Source organism: Leisingera sp. ANG59, assembly GCF_013317235.1.
Lineage (GTDB): Bacteria > Pseudomonadota > Alphaproteobacteria > Rhodobacterales > Rhodobacteraceae > Leisingera.
Genome location: NZ_WLCM01000011.1, coordinates 15,746 through 32,031 on the forward strand (window position 1 = coordinate 15,746; position 16,286 = coordinate 32,031).

General features: G+C 64.4%; 18 protein-coding genes. 6 read left to right on the forward strand and 12 right to left on the reverse strand.

Features of this window, described 5'->3' with window-relative positions; translation table 11 throughout:
- Positions 1 to 20: 20 nt before the first annotated feature.
- A complete protein-coding gene (ppk2, locus tag GKC28_RS11840) occupies positions 21 to 938 on the reverse strand; it encodes a polyphosphate kinase 2 (RefSeq protein WP_174147091.1) in 918 nt (305 codons plus the stop codon).
- Between the two features lie 193 nt (positions 939 to 1,131).
- Between ppk2 and GKC28_RS11845 the strand changes: the two genes are divergently transcribed.
- Entirely contained in the window at positions 1,132 to 1,971 is an 840-nt protein-coding gene (locus GKC28_RS11845) for a CPBP family intramembrane glutamic endopeptidase (RefSeq protein ID WP_217434059.1), read from the forward strand.
- Positions 1,972 to 2,036: 65 nt separating this feature from the next.
- Here GKC28_RS11845 and GKC28_RS11850 read toward each other — a convergent pair whose 3' ends face one another.
- Positions 2,037 to 2,495 (reverse strand): Lrp/AsnC family transcriptional regulator, encoded by a 459-nt coding sequence (locus GKC28_RS11850; RefSeq protein ID WP_008556791.1) that lies wholly within the window; start codon positions 2,493 to 2,495, stop codon positions 2,037 to 2,039.
- Positions 2,496 to 2,634: 139 nt separating this feature from the next.
- Between GKC28_RS11850 and ald the strand changes: the two genes are divergently transcribed.
- Positions 2,635 to 3,753: an alanine dehydrogenase gene (ald, locus tag GKC28_RS11855; RefSeq protein ID WP_174147092.1), complete on the forward strand. Its 1,119-nt coding sequence runs from the start codon at positions 2,635 to 2,637 to the stop codon at positions 3,751 to 3,753.
- 76 nt (positions 3,754 to 3,829) lie between these two features.
- Here the strand turns inward: ald and GKC28_RS11860 are convergent, their stop codons facing one another.
- Positions 3,830 to 4,312, reverse strand: a complete 483-nt coding sequence (locus tag GKC28_RS11860) for a GFA family protein (RefSeq protein WP_174147093.1) — start codon at positions 4,310 to 4,312, stop codon at positions 3,830 to 3,832.
- 301 nt (positions 4,313 to 4,613) lie between these two features.
- Here GKC28_RS11860 and GKC28_RS11865 point away from each other — a divergent pair, with 301 nt between their 5' ends.
- The 3 genes from GKC28_RS11865 to GKC28_RS11875 all read left to right on the forward strand — a co-directional run bounded on the left by GKC28_RS11865 (position 4,614) and on the right by GKC28_RS11875 (position 6,969).
- Positions 4,614 to 5,507 carry a hypothetical protein gene (locus GKC28_RS11865; protein WP_174147094.1) on the forward strand — a complete coding sequence of 298 codons (894 nt, stop codon included), beginning with the start codon at positions 4,614 to 4,616 and terminating at the stop codon, positions 5,505 to 5,507.
- A gap of 145 nt (positions 5,508 to 5,652) precedes the next feature.
- Positions 5,653 to 6,084: a large conductance mechanosensitive channel protein MscL gene (mscL, locus tag GKC28_RS11870; RefSeq protein WP_174147095.1), complete on the forward strand. Its 432-nt coding sequence runs from the start codon at positions 5,653 to 5,655 to the stop codon at positions 6,082 to 6,084.
- Positions 6,085 to 6,162: 78 nt separating this feature from the next.
- Positions 6,163 to 6,969: a mechanosensitive ion channel family protein gene (locus GKC28_RS11875; RefSeq protein WP_174147096.1), complete on the forward strand. Its 807-nt coding sequence runs from the start codon at positions 6,163 to 6,165 to the stop codon at positions 6,967 to 6,969.
- A 100-nt stretch (positions 6,970 to 7,069) separates the two neighbouring features.
- Here GKC28_RS11875 and GKC28_RS11880 read toward each other — a convergent pair whose 3' ends face one another.
- The 5 genes from GKC28_RS11880 to GKC28_RS11900 form a co-directional block, all read right to left on the reverse strand.
- Positions 7,070 to 7,606: a hypothetical protein gene (locus GKC28_RS11880; RefSeq protein WP_174147097.1), complete on the reverse strand. Its 537-nt coding sequence runs from the start codon at positions 7,604 to 7,606 to the stop codon at positions 7,070 to 7,072.
- Positions 7,607 to 7,779: 173 nt separating this feature from the next.
- Positions 7,780 to 8,307: a GNAT family N-acetyltransferase gene (locus tag GKC28_RS11885; RefSeq protein ID WP_174147098.1), complete on the reverse strand. Its 528-nt coding sequence runs from the start codon at positions 8,305 to 8,307 to the stop codon at positions 7,780 to 7,782.
- Complete coding sequence (locus GKC28_RS11890) at positions 8,304 to 8,753, reverse strand: YtoQ family protein (protein ID WP_174147099.1); 450 nt, start codon at positions 8,751 to 8,753, stop codon at positions 8,304 to 8,306. The genes GKC28_RS11885 and GKC28_RS11890 overlap by 4 nt, the downstream gene beginning before the upstream one ends.
- Positions 8,744 to 9,406, reverse strand: a complete 663-nt coding sequence (locus GKC28_RS11895) for a phosphoribosyltransferase (protein WP_174147100.1) — start codon at positions 9,404 to 9,406, stop codon at positions 8,744 to 8,746. Before GKC28_RS11895 ends, GKC28_RS11890 begins: the two co-directional genes overlap by 10 nt.
- Positions 9,407 to 9,453: 47 nt before the next feature.
- Entirely contained in the window at positions 9,454 to 10,089 is a 636-nt protein-coding gene (locus tag GKC28_RS11900; protein WP_174147101.1) for a class I SAM-dependent methyltransferase, read from the reverse strand.
- 87 nt (positions 10,090 to 10,176) lie between these two features.
- Here GKC28_RS11900 and GKC28_RS11905 point away from each other — a divergent pair, with 87 nt between their 5' ends.
- Positions 10,177 to 11,070, forward strand: coding sequence for a LysR family transcriptional regulator (locus GKC28_RS11905; protein ID WP_174147245.1), 894 nt, complete (start codon positions 10,177 to 10,179; stop codon positions 11,068 to 11,070).
- Between the two features lie 102 nt (positions 11,071 to 11,172).
- Here the strand turns inward: GKC28_RS11905 and pheT are convergent, their stop codons facing one another.
- The 4 genes from pheT to pheS form a co-directional block, all read right to left on the reverse strand.
- The gene (gene pheT, locus GKC28_RS11910; protein WP_174147102.1) at positions 11,173 to 13,569 is read right to left on the reverse strand and encodes a phenylalanine--tRNA ligase subunit beta; all 2,397 of its coding nucleotides are present in this window, start codon (positions 13,567 to 13,569) and stop codon (positions 11,173 to 11,175) included.
- Between the two features lie 89 nt (positions 13,570 to 13,658).
- Positions 13,659 to 14,474 carry a PHB depolymerase family esterase gene (locus GKC28_RS11915; RefSeq protein WP_174147103.1) on the reverse strand — a complete coding sequence of 272 codons (816 nt, stop codon included), beginning with the start codon at positions 14,472 to 14,474 and terminating at the stop codon, positions 13,659 to 13,661.
- Positions 14,475 to 14,862: 388 nt separating this feature from the next.
- Positions 14,863 to 15,162: a hypothetical protein gene (locus GKC28_RS11920; RefSeq protein WP_174147104.1), complete on the reverse strand. Its 300-nt coding sequence runs from the start codon at positions 15,160 to 15,162 to the stop codon at positions 14,863 to 14,865.
- Entirely contained in the window at positions 15,163 to 16,236 is a 1,074-nt protein-coding gene (pheS, locus tag GKC28_RS11925; RefSeq protein ID WP_174147105.1) for a phenylalanine--tRNA ligase subunit alpha, read from the reverse strand. It lies immediately after the preceding gene.
- Positions 16,237 to 16,286 lie beyond the last annotated feature (50 nt).

The following is a 16,286-nucleotide window of genomic DNA, read 5'->3' on the forward strand; positions in this document are numbered from 1 at the left end:
TTCTGCATTTCCGTCAGCCCTCAGTAGATCTTCGGCACATACAGCTCATCCGGCAGCACCTGGCGCTCGTAGTCCGGATTGTACTTGCGGTCCGGCAGCTCGACCTTTTCCTGCGGCACCTCCTCATAGGGGATCTTGGTCAGCAGGTGCTCGATGCAGTTCAGCCGCTCGCGCTTCTTGTCGTTGCCCTCGACGATGTACCAGGGCGCCTCGGGGATGTTGGTGCGCTTGAACATCGCTTCCTTGGCCTTGGTGTATTGCTCCCAGCGGATCCGGCTCTCCAGATCCATCGGTGACAGCTTCCACTGCTTCATCGGATCATGGATCCGCATCATGAACCGCAGCTGCTGCTCCTCGTCGGTGATCGAGAACCAGTATTTCAGCAGGATGATTCCCGACCGCACCAGCATGCGCTCGAATTCGGGAACGTCCTGAAAGAACTGTTCCACCTGCTCGTCGCTGGCAAAGCCCATCACCCGCTCGACACCGGCCCGGTTGTACCAGGAGCGGTCGAACAGCACGATCTCGCCGCCCGCGGGCAGATGCGGCACGTAGCGCTGGAAGTACCACTGGCTCTGCTCGCGGCGGTTCGGCGCCGGCAGCGCCACAACCCGCGCCACCCGCGGGTCCAGCCGTTGGGTGATCCGCTTGATCACTCCGCCCTTGCCCGCCGCGTCGCGGCCCTCGAACAGGATACAGACCTTGGCGCCGGTGTGCTGCACCCAGTCCTGCACCTTGATCAGCTCTGCCTGCAGCCGCAGCAGATTGCGGAAATAAACCTGCCGGTCCAGCATTTCCGGGTGCTGCTCGCGGTAGATTTTGCGGATCTCCTGGCTCAGCATCGGCTCGGAGAACTCGATCTCGATGTCCTCGTCCAGCGTGTCCTGCAGCTCCGCTTCCAGCCAGTCCAGCGAGGCGGTTTCAAATTCGCGGGTCACGGGCGGGTTCCTTCCTTGTCAGGTGGCGCAAAGGCTGGCTTGTAAGGGCGGCATATAACGGCTTGATGTCACCCGCCCGCTTGCAGCTCCCTTTAAGGCAAACGGAAATCCCGGGCAGGTTCAAGCGCAAAAGCCGCAAAGCCCCTGCGCAACCGGCTGGAAAACAGGCGGATGAGCGGATTATGTGCAAGCCATGAGCTTTGTTCTGTCCACCCTGCCCCAGACCTGGCCCTGGCTGATCCTGATGGCGGCGCTTGCTGCGGGCTGGGCCGGGAACCGCGGGCTGGCCTTTGCCATGCTTGCAGCTTTTGCCGGGGCCGCGGTTGCGCTCGGGCATCTGACGCCGCTGGCGCTGACGGCGCTGGCCGCCGGCCTGCTGTTTGCCGCCTTTATCCCCCGCACCCGCGGCCCGGCCGCGCTCATCGCCCACGCGGTGCTGGTGCTGTGGTCGCTGGCGCTTGGCGCGCATCTGCTGCCAGGGGTGCAGAACCTGCTGATCCTCGATCAGGTGCAGGCAGGCCCCGCCAGCGCGCCCTACTCGCTGCACCTGAACCTCGACAAGCCGCTGGTGTTCTTCTCCCTGCTGCTCGCCTGGCCCGTCCTGCTGCAGCGCAACGCCCCGGCTGGCAAGCACGCACTGGCAGCCGGCCTGCTGCTCCTCGCTGCGCTTCTGCCGCTGGCCCTGCTGACCGGCGCGCTGCGGCTGGAACCCGGCTTGCCGGAATGGGCGCTCCTGTGGATGGCGTCGAACCTGCTGCTCACTTGCCTGGCAGAGGAAGCCTTCTTCCGCGGCTACCTGCAGCAGGGTCTCAGCCGCCGCTTCGGGCCTGCCGCGGGCATCGCCGCCGCCAGCCTGCTGTTCGGCCTCGCCCACATCGGCGCCGGCCCCGCGGTGGCCGCATTTGCGGCGCTGCTGGGGCTGGCCTGCGGGCTGGGCTATTGGGGAACAGGCCGGTTTTACGTGCCGGTGCTGATGCACTTTGCCTTCAACCTCATCCACCTCCTGCTGTTCACTTACCCCGGCCCGGCCTGAAATCTGCCGCACCGGTGCACAGGGGGTGTACAGGGGGTGCAAGCATGTCACCCCCCTGCCGGGCTTCAGACCGGTAGCGCCGTGGTCTTGAACACGGTGCGCAGGGCAAAGCTCGACTGCATCTGCGCCACCCCCGGCAGGCGTGCCAGATGCTGGCGGTGGATGCGGGCGAAATCCTCGGTGTTCTCCGCCACCACCTTGAGGATGTAATCCGCCGTGCCCGCCATCAGATGGCACTCCAGCACGTCCGGAATCCGCGACACCGCTTTCTCGAACGCGTCCAGCACCTCATCCGCCTGGCCGGACAGGGTGATCTCCACAAACACCGTCGACGGCACGTTCATCTTGCGCGCGTCCAGCAGCGCGACATAATCGCGGATATACCCCTCCGCCTCCAGCCGCTGAACGCGGCGGTGGCAGGCCGAGGCCGACAGGTTCACCCGCTCCGACAGGTCGGCGTTGGAGATGCGGCCCTGCTTTTGCAGCACCGAGAGAATGCGACGATCTGTTTCGTCCAGCGACATTTTGCGAAGATCCTTGCTGTGTTTTGCCGTTATACGCGAAGAATCTTCGAAAGCCATGTTTTTATTCCGCCCAAAAAAGAAGCACATTTCGGGCTGCCTGCGTCAAAATGACCGCAGAGAGTTTTGAGGAGATACTCACATGAAAATCGGCTGCCCCACCGAAATCAAACCGCAGGAATTCCGCGTCGGCATGACCCCGGACGCCGCCCGCGAAGCCGTGCTGCGCGGCCATGAGGTTGTCATCCAGCAAGGCGCCGGCCTGGGCGCAGGCTTCACCGACGAGGACTATGCCGCCGCCGGTGCCGTGATCCTGGACACCGCCGAGGAAATCTTTGCCACCGCCGACATGATCGTCAAGGTGAAGGAGCCGCAGGCGGTTGAGCGCAAGATGCTGCGCGAAAACCAGCTGCTGTTCACCTACCTGCACCTGGCGCCCGATCCGGAGCAGACCAAGGACCTGCTGGAATCCGGTTGCACCGCAATTGCTTACGAGACCGTCACCGACGACCGCGGCGGCCTGCCGCTGCTGGCGCCGATGTCGGAAGTGGCCGGCCGTCTGGCCCCGCAGGTCGGCAGCTGGACACTGCAGAAGGCCAACGGCGGCCGCGGCGTGCTGATGGGCGGCGTGCCCGGCGTGGCCCCGGCCAAGGTGGTGGTGATCGGCGGCGGCGTCGTCGGCACCCACGCAGCCAAGATCGCGGCCGGCATGGGCGCGGATGTCACCATCCTCGACCGCTCGCTGACCCGCCTGAAGTATCTGGACGACGTCTTCGGCCGCACCTTCAAGAACCAGTATTCCACCGCCGGCGCCACCGCTGAGCTGGTGCGCGAGGCCGACATGGTGATCGGCGCGGTACTGGTCCCCGGTGCGGCAGCCCCAAAACTGGTGTCCCGCGCGCAGCTCAGCGAGATGAAGCCTGGCGCAGTGCTGGTGGACGTCGCCATCGACCAGGGCGGCTGCTTCGAGACCTCGAAGGCAACCACCCACGCCGACCCGATCTATGAGGTCGACGGCATCATGCACTACTGCGTGGCCAACATGCCGGGCGCCGTGGCGCGCACCTCGACCCAGGCCCTGGGCAACGCCACCATGCCGTTCATGCTGAACCTGGCCAACAAAGGCTGGCGCCAGGCCTGCGAGGACGACCCGCACCTGCTGAACGGCCTGAACGTGCACGCAGGCCAGCTGACCTACTACGCGGTTGGCGAGGCCCTGGGCATCGACGTGCTGTCGCCGAAACTGGCGCTCAAGCAGTAACCCCGCACACGCGGACAGCGGAACAAACAGTAAGCCCCGCCGGACCGGCGGGGCCTTTTTCATTGTGCGGCAGCGGTCAGCGCACCCCGTAGCGGGCCAGCAATGCCGCCCGTGCGGCCCAGTCCGGCCCGCAGAGAATTTCGACGAACCCCTCTTCATAAGCCTCGCGCGGCAGATCGTCATGAATACTGAACCATGCGATCCGGCTCTCGGTGCCATAGTGGCGCTGCGGCGGAATGTCTTCGGGGTGATCCAGGCTCGCCAGCGTGACGACCATCCAATCCGACCATTCCGGAATCCGCGGCCGGTAGAACAGGTAGGTGCCGCAGCTGCCGCAGAAGCCGCGTTCCGCAATCGGCGATGACTGATAGAGCTTCGGCGCCCCCGACGTGATCCGGAACGCCTCCCTCGCCACAAAGGCCCCGGCAATTACGGGGGCGCCGCTTGCCTTCTGGCAGGTCCGGCAATGGCAGTAATGCGGATCGTACAGCGGTTCACTCACCGCAAAGCGCAGATCTCCGCATAGGCAACCGCCTGCGATTTCCTCAAACCTTCCCATGGCAAATGTCTCCCAAGGATTTTCTGTCCTGCAAGACTACAGCAATTCCCCAGAACTCAAGCATCCAGAAGCATCCCGATGGCTCCCGTTGGGCTGACACGACCCTGCGGTCATCCGGGAGCATCCACCGTTCTCCCCTTGGAGACAATCGGCCTGCATTGTTCCCGTGCAGATGATTTTTGCCCGCCCGAGATTTTGTTAAAAATAAGGCAAATTTATGAAATTGCGGCATGTCCGGACAGCAGCGGCCGGCAGGACAGGCCTGTGCAACCATTTCCGGTCATGAGTGAAAGCACTTCTTATGTCTGAAAGTTCCAAGATCTTTACCTACGCGGTGGACGGCCTTGCCTACACCGTCACCGTTTATGAGGAAAACGGCGAATTCTTTGCTGATATCACTGTCGAAGAAGGCGCCATGGACGTGAACGCCATCTATTTCGGCGATGATGACTTCTCCGGCTCCAGCGAATCCCTAAATGGCCCGCTGAACATGAATGGCGCCAGCCTGGACGGCGAGAAGGTGCAGTGGGACGAGGCCACAGAGCTGAGCCGCCCCGGCCTGGGGCCGGCGGGCGAGGACAAGGAAACCTACCTGCAGACCGGCGATACGATGACGGTCTCGCTGGATATCGAAAGCTTGGACGAGATCGGTATCTTCGGTATCCGCGCCACCTCCACCACGACGGACGCAGGTTCCATCAAGGCCGTAAGCGATGATCCAGAGGCGCCGGAAGAACCGGAGGATCCCGAAGAGCCCACCTACGAGAAGGTCTTTTTCGGTGAGGTGTTCTCGGATAGCGGCGATCCGCTGGGCGGCACCTTCATTCTGGATGAGGAACCGGACCCGAACCCCTACAGCATTCCCGCCCTGCCCGAAGGCACCGAGCCGACATTTGACAATTACCTGTCCCATTTCCTGTCGGAGGACATCGGCGGCGATCTGGCAGCCGTTCAATCCGTGGTGTTCTACAGCACCGGTGAAGATGGCGCGCAGGAAGAGCTGTTCCGCATCGACGCTCCGCAAGGCGGTTTCCAAAGCGCGGATGAGCTGCTCGCGGCCTATGACGATGTGCTTGACGGCACAGGCGATCTCTCCTGCATGGACCTGATGGCGTCGTTGAGCCTGGAAGCGAACGCCGATGCGCTGCCGGAGGCCGGAGAGGATCTGGATGCGGACGATTTCGAACTGGTCTGATGTGACCGGGGCAGCCCGGCCGCCGCCCCTATTGCCCGCCCTGCGGTTGAGGCGTTACCTGCCGGACATTCCCCGTTTACAGCCTGAAACGCCGCTCCTAGCCTGTAGCGCATAACAATGCGACAGGGATGGAAAGGAAACGGGCATGCTGGACGAGTTCAAGGCCTTCATTGCAAAGGGCAATGTGATGGACATGGCGGTGGGGATCATCATCGGTGCCGCCTTCACCGCGATCGTGAAATCCATGGTCGATGATCTGATCAACCCGATCATCGGCCTGTTCACCGGCGGGGTGGACTTCACCAACAATTTTGTGGTTCTGGGCGGCGACGGCGCCGACTACAGCTCGCTGGAGGCCGCCCGCGAGGCCGGGGCTTCGGTCTTTGCCTATGGTTCCTTCCTGATGGCAGTGCTGAACTTCCTGATCATCGCCTGGGTGGTGTTCCTGCTGGTCAAATCCGTGAACCGCGCCCGCGTCGCGATGCAACGGCAGGAGGACGCGCCGGCCGAGGAAGCCCCCGCCGGGCCGACAGAACTTGACGTGCTGCTGGAAATCCGCGACTCGCTGAAAAAATAACGCCGGGGCTCCGGCACCAAGGAATTGCTGAGGGGCGGGTTTCCGCTCCTCAGCGCGTTTGCAAGGGATAACAACGCAATGGAACAATTGATCGAACAGGCCGGCGCGCTGTGGCCGCTGCTGGTGGCGGGCGTCAAGGCGCTGGCGGTGCTGGTTCTCGGCTGGATTGCCACCGGCTGGATCAGCGGCGCGGTGCGCAGCCGCATCAACAAGACGCCGCAGATCGACCCGACTCTGGGCAACTTCGCCGCCAGCTTGATCCGCTGGGTGCTCTTGGCGGTGGTGCTGGTCGCGATCCTCGGCATCTTCGGCATTCAGGCGACCAGCCTGGTCGCGATGCTGGGCGCCGCTACCCTGGCGATCGGGCTGGCGCTGCAGGGCACGCTGAGCGATCTGGCGGCGGGTTTCATGCTGATCCTGTTCCGCCCCTACAAAATCGGTCAGTATGTCGATATCGGCGGCACCAAGGGCACCGTGAAGGACGTGAACCTGTTCGTGACCGAACTGGCAACGCCGGACAATGTGCAGATCATCGTTCCGAACGGTCAGGCCTGGGGTTCGGTCATTACCAACTTCTCTCACCACCCGACCCGCCGTGTCGACATGGTGTTCGGCATTGACTACGGCGACAGCGCAGAAGCCGCGAAGGCGATTATCCTGGCAGAGGCCAATGCGGATGCGCGGGTTCTGCAGGATCCCGAACCCTGGGTGCGGGTCACCAACCTAGGCGACAGCTCTGTCGATCTGACCGCGCGGGTCTGGTGCAAGGCAGAGGATTACTGGGAAGTGAAGTTTGCCCTCACCCAGGGCGTGAAGGAGGCCTTTGACGCCAAGGGCATCTCCATCCCCTATCCGCATTCGGTGGAAATCCAAAAAGCGGGCTGAGGCCCTGCCGCCCGCCGCTGGCACCGTGCCGGGGCCGCATCCCGCCTGTGCCCGGCGCCCCGCCTTTGGCGGGGCGTTTGCGTAATGCCGTCTCCGGCCCCTATTGCTGCCGTGCCGCCCGCACGGCACGGAGAGCTGCGTTCCGGGCTCTTACCGCGCGCCCCCGCTCCTGCACTCTGTTTTCCTGCTTGGCCGGCGGCCAGCCTGCCAGCACAGTAACGCCTTCCTCATCCGCAAACGCCCATTGCGCCGCAATCAGCTGGTAATTCTTGACCTCCCAGCCGGAAGGATCGGGCTGAAACCGGAACCGCCAGGTGCCGCGCACCTGCACCGGCAGCCGCAGCTGGCTGATCTGATTCATTGCCTCATGCCCGTTCAGCGCTGCCCGCGCGCCCTGCATCCGCAGTTTCCGCATCCGCTCCACCAGGCTGGCGGCCTCGCGCAGGCGGCGGCCGGCAAAAATGACCTCGATCTCGGCGGCGGGGCGGACGATTCCCTTCACGACCAGATCGCCGCGGTTGTTGCGGCTGAACACCGGCACCAGATCCACCGGCACATCACGCACCTCGCGCTTGAACAGGCCCGCGTCCTCGATCAGCGGGGTGACTTGCACTGGCGGGCGGCGGCGGTTCGTCATTCGGCTGTCCCAAACACCGCCCTCAGGAGAGAACGGTGCCTATGTTGTGGTCCTGTGTCGCCTTGAACCTAGACCAGGTGCGTTAAAGAAGCGTTGCACGGCGCTGCGAGCCGCAGATGCCTCAGCCCCCATCAGATCGCTGCAAAACATTGAAACAATGGGATGTTTATACCTTACCGGCCGACAGGCCGCTTCATGACCAGCGTGGGATTGCCCCGGTAAAGGGCCTCGCCGGCGGGTGCATAGCCCAGCTTGCGGGCCACTTTGTGCGACACATTGTGGGCCGGATCAAAGATGCAGGCGGTTTCCGCCCAGTCCGTCGCCTCCGCCGCCCATTGGTGGACCCGGCTCACCGCTTCGGTGGCGATCCCCTGCCCGTGCACTTCCGGCGCCAGCACCCAGCCCGCTTCCGGCACACCTGCCAGCGGCGGGTCAATGCCGCGCCGGTAGTCGGCAAAGCCCACCTCGCCGATGAACCGGCCGCTGTCGCGCAGGGTGACCGCCCAATAGCCGTAGCCCAGCGCCTGCCAATGGCCGATGTAGCGCAGCAGCCGGGTCCAGCTTTCCTCTGGCGTGGAGGGCGTGCCGGAGATGAAACGCACCACCTCCGGCTCTGCCCAGAGCGCCGCCACGGCCTCGAAGTCCTGCGCCCGGTGCGGGCGCAGGGTCAGCCGCTCTGTCTCAAGCGTTGGAGGCGTCATGCTGGCAGCTTGCCGGTCAGAACATAGGTGAGGATCTCGACCACTTGGCGCGGCTCCTCCGCCACCGCCAGCGCGGCGGCGTGGACCTCTTTCAGCGCGTGCTGATGCTCAGGCGAGCTAAGCACGATGATCGACTTGCCCAGCGCCGCTGCATAGCCCGCGTCAAAGGCCGCGTTCCACTGTTTGTACTTGTCGCCGAAGCGCACCACCACAACATCGGCATCCGCAATCCCCTTGCGGGTGCGGATCGCGTTGACCATCGCGCCCTTGTGGTCATGCCAGTATTTGTTTTCCTCGGCGCCCAGCACCGCCACGCCGCAATCGTCGCTGGCGTCGTGATCCGTCACCGGCGCGCTGAAACTTACCTCCAGCCCCTTTGCGCCTTCGATGATCTGCTCCCGCCAGTCGGTGTGGATCTCGCCCGAGAGATAAACATTCAATGCCACGTCTTGTCCTTTCCTGCGCCAGCCTCCGGGGCCGCGGCCAGAGCGGCCATGACCTCATCATCGCTGGTTTGCGTAAAATCCCTGTAATGCGCGCCGACCGCCCAGAACTCCCTGGGGCTCAGCAAACAGACCAGAGTATCCACCAAGGGGCGCAATTCGTCCACCGCTTCCGGCGGCGCTACCGGCACCGCCAGGATCACGCCAGCGGGCTGACGCTCCCGCAGCCAGAAATGTGCGGCCATGAAGGTGGCGCCAGTGGCAATCCCGTCGTCCACCACGATCACTGTGCGCCCTTCCAGCACAATCGGGGCGCGCCCTTGCAGATAGCGGGCGCGGCGGGCGGCGTTCTCTTCTCGCGCCTGGGCCACCTGAGGAGCAAAATCCTCCGGCCTCATGCCGGTGGCCTTCAGCAGAGCGCCGTTGAAAATGGGATTGCTGCCCTCAGCCAAAGCCCCTGCGGCCAGCTCCGGATTGGAGGGCATACCGATCTTGCGGATCAGGATCAGGTCCATGGGCGCGTGCAAGGCTTGCGCAATCGGCAGGGCAACAGGTGCCCCGCCCCGCGGCAGCGCCAAAACCACGGGGTCAGTCATCGGCAATTCAGCCAGTTCCTTGGCCAGCTGAAGTCCGGCAGAAATCCGGTCTTCAAACATCTCAGCCTCCACCCCGTTACCTAGCGCGGAAGCCGCAAAGGCAAAATTCAGCGCCGCCGCGCCACCAGGTAGCGCCCGGGCGTATCGGCCGGGTAGTTGCCGGTCTCGTTGATCTCGAACCCCGCCTTCTGCACTGCCGTCTCCAGCCTGCGGATGTTGATGAAATCCACATAGCTGGGCGCCTTGCCTGCCAGCCGCATCAGCGGGATGGCCGCCGAAAACAGCCAGTATTTCCAGCTGCCCCGCATCTCGCCCAAACAGGGGGTCTTGGAGATGAACAGCCCGCCGGGCTTCACCCGTTCTGCGACGCCGTCCAAAACCTCCGCCAGATCCGGCAGCAGATGCAGCAGGTTATGCGCCAGGACCGCATCAAACGGGCCCTCCGGCGCCTGCCCGGCGCTGCAGCATTGAAACTCGACGTTACCGGCGCCAGCATCCCAGGCCCGCTCGCGGCCAACCTCCAGCATAGCCTCCGACAGATCAGTTGCGACAATCCTGGAAACCCCGCCCGCCAGCTCAATGGCGGTGGAGCCGGTGCCGCAGCCCAGTTCCAGCACGGTGTGATCCGCCTTGAGATAGGACCGTGTCCGCTCCAGCGCATGGCGGTAGGCATCCATGTCGCGGATCTTGGACTTTGCGTATTTCGGGGCGATCCTGTTCCAAAAACGGGCGTCGGCGGTCATGGCACATCTCCTTGGATGCGCAAATCCTACCCATGCAGGAACCACGGATAAATTGCCGAAATGCGCAGGGTCGTTATACGTATTTGCATAATGAGCCCCGATTGGAACCATATCCGCGCCTTTCTCGCCACCGCTGAAGCCGGCTCTCTGTCAGCAGCGGCACGCAAGCTTGGCCTCACCCAGCCAACGCTGTCTCGCCAGGTCGCGGCGCTGGAGGCCGAGCTGGGCGTGCTGCTGTTCGAACGCCTTGGCCGAGCCTTGGCACTGACCGAGGCGGGACGGGAGCTGCTGGCGCACAGCCGCAGGATGGGCGAAGCGGCTGACGGGCTGGCCCTTGCGGCAACAGGACAAGCGCAAACCATCGAAGGGCTGGTCCGCATCACCGCCAGCGACGGCATCTCGGCCCATATCCTGCCCGGGGTGCTGCCGCGGCTGCGCCAGCAGGCGCCGCGGCTGCGGATTGAGATCGTCGCGGCGGACGACATCCGCGACCTGCAGCGGCGCGAAGCCGATATCGCGGTCCGCCATGTCCGCCCGGAACAGCCGGAGCTGATCGCCCGCAAGATGCAGGACACCACTGCCCGCTTCTATGCCTCCCGCAGCTACCTGGAACGCCGGGGAACGCCCCGCTGCCGCGCCGACCTCAGCACCCATGACTTTGTTTCCTTCGGCGACATTCCCCAGTTCCTGGGCTACATGGAACCGCTCGGCATCCGGCTGAGCGCAGAGAACTTCCCCGTCGGCTCCACCAGCGGCCTGGCGGCCTGGGAACTGATGCGGCAGGGCTTCGGCATCGTGCCGATGCTGGACGCCATCGCCCGCAAAAACCCGGATGTGGAACCCTTGGACCTTGAGGATCTGCCGCCGTTGGAGTTCCCGCTGTGGCTGGCCACCCACCGCGAGTTGCACACCAGCCGCCGCATCCGCCTGGTGTTCGACGTTCTGGCCGACTACCTGACCGGGCTGAAGATGCGGTTCTGAACCGCCGCCGCAAGGAAAAGGGCAGCCCCGGAACCGGGAGCCGCCCAAAAGTTTTCCTCAAAACTTTTGCCAAGGCTTTTCAGAAAAGCCGTGGACCAAATTTTACCCGCGCAGGGTGCCGCCGGTCGCCTTGGTCACCTTGGCAATGATCTTCTCGCTCACTGCCTCGATGTCCTTTTCCTTCAGCGTCTTATCGCTGGGCTGCAGCCGCACGGTGATCGCCAGCGACTTCTTGCCCTCGCCCAGGGAGCCGCCGATGAACTCGTCAAAGACGCGCACATCCTCAATCAGCGCCTTGTCGGCACCGGCGGCAGCGTTGACCAGGGTCAGTGCCTCGATGCTATCATCGACGACAAAGGCAAAGTCGCGCTCCACCGCCTGCAGGTCGCTGATCGCCAGCGCCGGGCGGGTGGCACCGGATTTGCGCGGCAGCGGCACCTCATCCGGGAAAATGGTGAAGGCGACAGCCGCACCCTTGATGCCCATCGCTTTCAGAACCTTCGGGTGCAGCTCGCCGAAGACGCCCAGGGTCTTCTTCGGCCCCAGGCAGATGCGGCCATGACGGCCCGGGTGCCACCAGGCGGCGCCTTCGCGCAGGATCTGCACCTTGGTCGGCGCGCCGATGGCGGCCAGCACCGCTTCGATGTCGGCCTTGGCATCATAGAGATCCACCGCGCGCGATGCGCCATGCACGTCCTTCGGCCCGGTGCGCCCCACCAAAAGGCCCGCGATCTGATTGACCTGCTCGCCCGGCTCGCCGCCGGTGAAGGCAGGGCCGGCCTCAAACAGCGCCAGGTCCATGTAGCCGCGCGCCTGGTTGCGGGCCGCGGCCTGCAGCAGGCCCGCCAGCAGATCGGGGCGCATGTGCGACATCTCGGACGAGATCGGGTTGGCCAGCATGGTGGCATCGTCACCGCCGCCGAACAGCGCCGCCGAGGCCTTGTCGATGAAGCTGTAGCTGACGACCTCATTATAGCCGAGGCTGGCGCAGGTGCGGCGCGCCATCTGCTGGCGGCGCTGCTGCGGGGTCATCACCGGCTTCGGGATGCCGTCGGTCAGCCGCGGCAGCGGCTTGCCCACCAGCTTGGTCAGCGAGGCAATCCGCGCCACCTCTTCCACCAGGTCGGCCTCGCCCTGCACGTCCGGGCGCCAGCTGGGCACATGCGCCATATTGCCTTCCAGGCGGAAGCCCAGGCGGGTCAGGGTCTGGCGCTGATCGCTTTCCGGGATCTCCATCCCCACCAGCGATTGTACCCGGTCCGCGTCCAGCTTGTAAGCGCGCGAATGATCCGGCACGTCGCCCGCGATCACCACCTCGGACGGCTCGCCGCCGCACAGGTCCAGGATCATCTGGGTCGCCCGGTGCAGGCCCTCGATGGTGTATTCCGGGTCCACCCCGCGCTCGAAGCGGTAGCGCGCATCCGAATTGATCTTGAGCGCCCGGCCCGCCATCGCGATCTGCACGTGATCCCAGAAGGCGCTCTCCAGGAACACATCCACGGTTTCCCCGGTACAGCCAGTCTCCTCGCCGCCCATGATGCCGCCGATGCTCTCCACACCCTTTTCGTCGGAGATCACCATGTGGCCCGCGCCAAGGGTGTATTCCTTCTCATCCAGCGCCACCAGCGTCTCGCCGCCTTGGGCGCGGTGGACCCGCAGGCTGCCCTGCACCTTGGCCGCATCGAACACATGCAGCGGGCGGTTCTGGTCGAAGGTGAAAAAGTTGGTCACATCCACCAGCGCCGAGATCGGGCGCAGGCCGATCGCCGTCAGCCGGTCCTGCAGCCACTGCGGGCTGGGGCCGTTTTTCACACCTTTGATCAGGCGGCCGGCAAACAGCGGGCAGCCGTCGAGGGTGTCCTCGTCGATGGTGACCTTGATCGGGCTTGCGAAGTCGCCCGGGATCGCCTCAAACGCACGGGTCTTCAGGGTGCCCAGGCCGCGCGCCGCCAGGTCGCGGGCAATGCCGTAGACGCCCAGCGCATCGGGGCGGTTCGGGGTGATCGCGATCTCGATGACCGGATCGACCTTGGCCGGATCGTTCTCCGCCAGCCAGTCCACAAACTTGTCGCCAACCGCGCCGGAGGGCAGCTCGATGATGCCGTCATGCTCTTCCGACAGCTCCAGCTCGCGCTCGGAGGCCATCATGCCGAAGCTCTCGATGCCGCGGATCTTGCCGACGCCGATGGTGATGTCGAGGCCGGGGATATACATGCCCGGCTTGCAGACCACCACGGTGATGCCTTCACGCGCGTTCGGCGCGCCGCAGATGATCTGCAACTCGCCCTCGTCGGTGTCCACCTTGCAGACCCGCAGCTTGTCGGCATCCGGGTGCTTCTCGGCGTGCTTCACATAGCCGAGGGTAAAGTCCTTCAGCGCGTCCGCCGGATTGACGACCCCTTCGACCTCAAGGCCCAGATCGGTCAGGGCGTCAGTGATCTCTTCCACCGAAGCGTCGGTGTCGAGGTGGTCTTTCAGCCAGGAAAGCGTGAATTTCATCGGTCGGGGACCCCTTGGCAGACATGCGTGTTTGACCCGAGGCAATGGCAAAGAATGCGCCAAGGTTCAAGGGTTCAGCACACCGTCGCCTAAGGATAGCTGGGAGTGAGGTTCAAAAGCTCATCCAATTGCCGCCCGATCCAGCCGTGCGGGATGAAATGGCCGCCGGGATGGGTGTCCAGCACCACCTGCCCTCCGGCGCAGCCCGCCCAGACCGTGCGCTCCAGTTTCAGGAACTCCACCACCTGCCACTGCCCCAGCGCCCGCGCCGCACCGCAGCCCAGCCGCGCCCGCCACAGCGCCACCGGATAGGTCCGCTCGCCGCCGGGGCCGTAGGGGAAATCCATTACCGTGTCCTTCAGCCCATGCACATGGCGCACCTCGCGCGGGGCTTCGGGACAGTTTTCACTCTGCTGGATGGTGCCCGCCACCGCCAGGAGCGCCGCCACATCATTGCCGCTGCGGCAGACATAGCGCCAGGCCATGGCCGCGCCATAGGAATAGCCGGAAACATAAATGCGTTCGCGATCAACGGGGTAACGCTTGGCGACGTCCGCCAGAACCGCGTCGGCAAAGGCAACGTCCTCGGTCTCCGCCGACCAGAAATCCCAGGTCTTGCGCCGCCCGTTAGGCGTCACCAGCAGCACGCCGCGGCGCTTGGCCGAGGTCCCCACCCGGTTGCTTTTCTGGGCATGGCGCCCGGTGCGGGACCAGCCGTGGAAATGCAAGAGCACCGGCAGCGGCGAGACTCCGTCCCAGCCCTCCGGCTCCATCACGTGATAAGAGCGGTCCCCCAGTTCGCAGGGTGTTGCGTCCTGGCACCCGGCGGGTTTCGGCGGCCCCATGGCAGCAGCGGCTGAGGCCCACAGCAGGACGGCGGAAAGGGAAAGAACAGCTCGGATCATTCGCCTTAGGGTAGCCACAACACGGCAGCTGTCACGTCACAAGTTTGTGGGCGGCAGCGACTGAGCCGCGTCATCGCCTGACCTCGGGGAGGCGAACCAGCGATGGTGTTTGGCAGTTAATTCCGGCCAAGTCCGTACGGCGTCTGGCTGGTGCGCTGGTGGCACCAAATCGCCTGCCCGTGCGGGCGATCAGGCGATGGCGCGGCGGCCTCTCGGCCTTGATTCCGCGCTAGGGACAATACTGGAAGACTGCACGTATCCCATTTTGGCGCGACCGTTGTGTTCAATCACGGAGCATCGCGCCGGACCCGAGGGTGGGCGTATCGCGCCCGCCCTGGGGGCGGGTCGGGCGCGATGCGGGGCTGCGCCCCCGCGAAAACTCACAGTTTTAACGCTTGAGGCCTTTAAGCAGCTTCTTTGTCTTAAATGCACCCGCGCGCTGATCTGCTTTGATCTGGTCCCGCCGCTGCCAAACATTCGAATGCGCATGCCAAAAAGCTGCAGCTGCTGGGCCCACTGTGATCATGTAGACCAGCGCCAGCAGCACCGGAGCTTTAACGAACATCAGCAGCCAGACCGGCACAACGGCCAGGAACAGAATTGGCAGCAGTACCCATCTCGGCTTTCTTTCGCAAAACGCAGTACACCAGTCGATGTAGCCCGCGAATATTACGCCGATCAGATACACCTACCGGCTCAACCCGCCATGCAGCGCCGGCATGTCGAGGCTCTGGAAGCCGTAGTGGCGCAGCCAGCGCAGGTCGCTGTCGAAGAAGGCGCGCAGATCGGGGATGCCGTATTTCAGCATCGCCAGACGGTCGATGCCGATGCCGAAGGCAAAGCCCTGGTAGATCTCCGGGTCGATGCCGCCCGCCGCGATCACCTTGGGGTGCACCATGCCGGAGCCGAGGATCTCCATCCAGTCGTCGCCCTCGCCGATCTTCAGCGCACCACCCTCCCAGGAGCAGCGGATGTCCACTTCAGCCGACGGCTCGGTGAAGGGGAAATGCGAGGCGCGGAAGCGCAGCTCCACATCATCCACCTCAAAGAAGGATTTGACAAACTCCTCCAGCACCCACTTGAGGTTCGCCATCGAGATGTCCTTGTCGAGCGCCAGGCCTTCGACCTGGTGGAACATCGGCGTGTGGGTCTGGTCATAGTCGGCGCGGTAGACGCCGCCCGGGCAGATGATGCGCAGCGGCGCGCCCATCTTCTCCATCGAGCGGATCTGCACCGGCGAGGTATGGGTGCGCAGCACATGCGGCGGGCGGTTGTCGCCCTCGGCACGGTGCATATAGAACGTGTCCATCTCAGCGCGTGCCGGATGGTGGCCGGGGATGTTCAGCGCATCGAAGTTGTACCAGTCGGTGTCGATCCGCGGCCCTTCGGCAACGGAAAAGCCCAGTTCGGCAAAGATCGCGGTGATCTCTTCCTGCACCTGGCTGATAGGATGCAGGCTGCCCTGACGGGTAGGGCGCGACGGCAGGGTCACGTCCAGCCATTCGGTGCGCAGGCGCTCATCCAGAGCGGCATCTTCCAGACCGGCCTTCTTGGCCGCCAGGGCCGAGTTGATCTCATCCTTCAACGCGTTCAGCGCCGGGCCCGCCGCCTGGCGCTCTTCCGGGGTCATCTTGCCCAGCTCGCGCATCTTCAGCGCCACTTCGCCCTTCTTGCCGACGGCGGCAAGGCGGATCGCCTCCAGCGCCGCCTCGTCGGCGGCCTCTGCAATCTGACCCAGGTATTTGGCTTTAAGATCGTCCATCACGGCCCCTCGAATTCTGCTTGTGCCCTGCTACCACAAGGGCCGCTGAA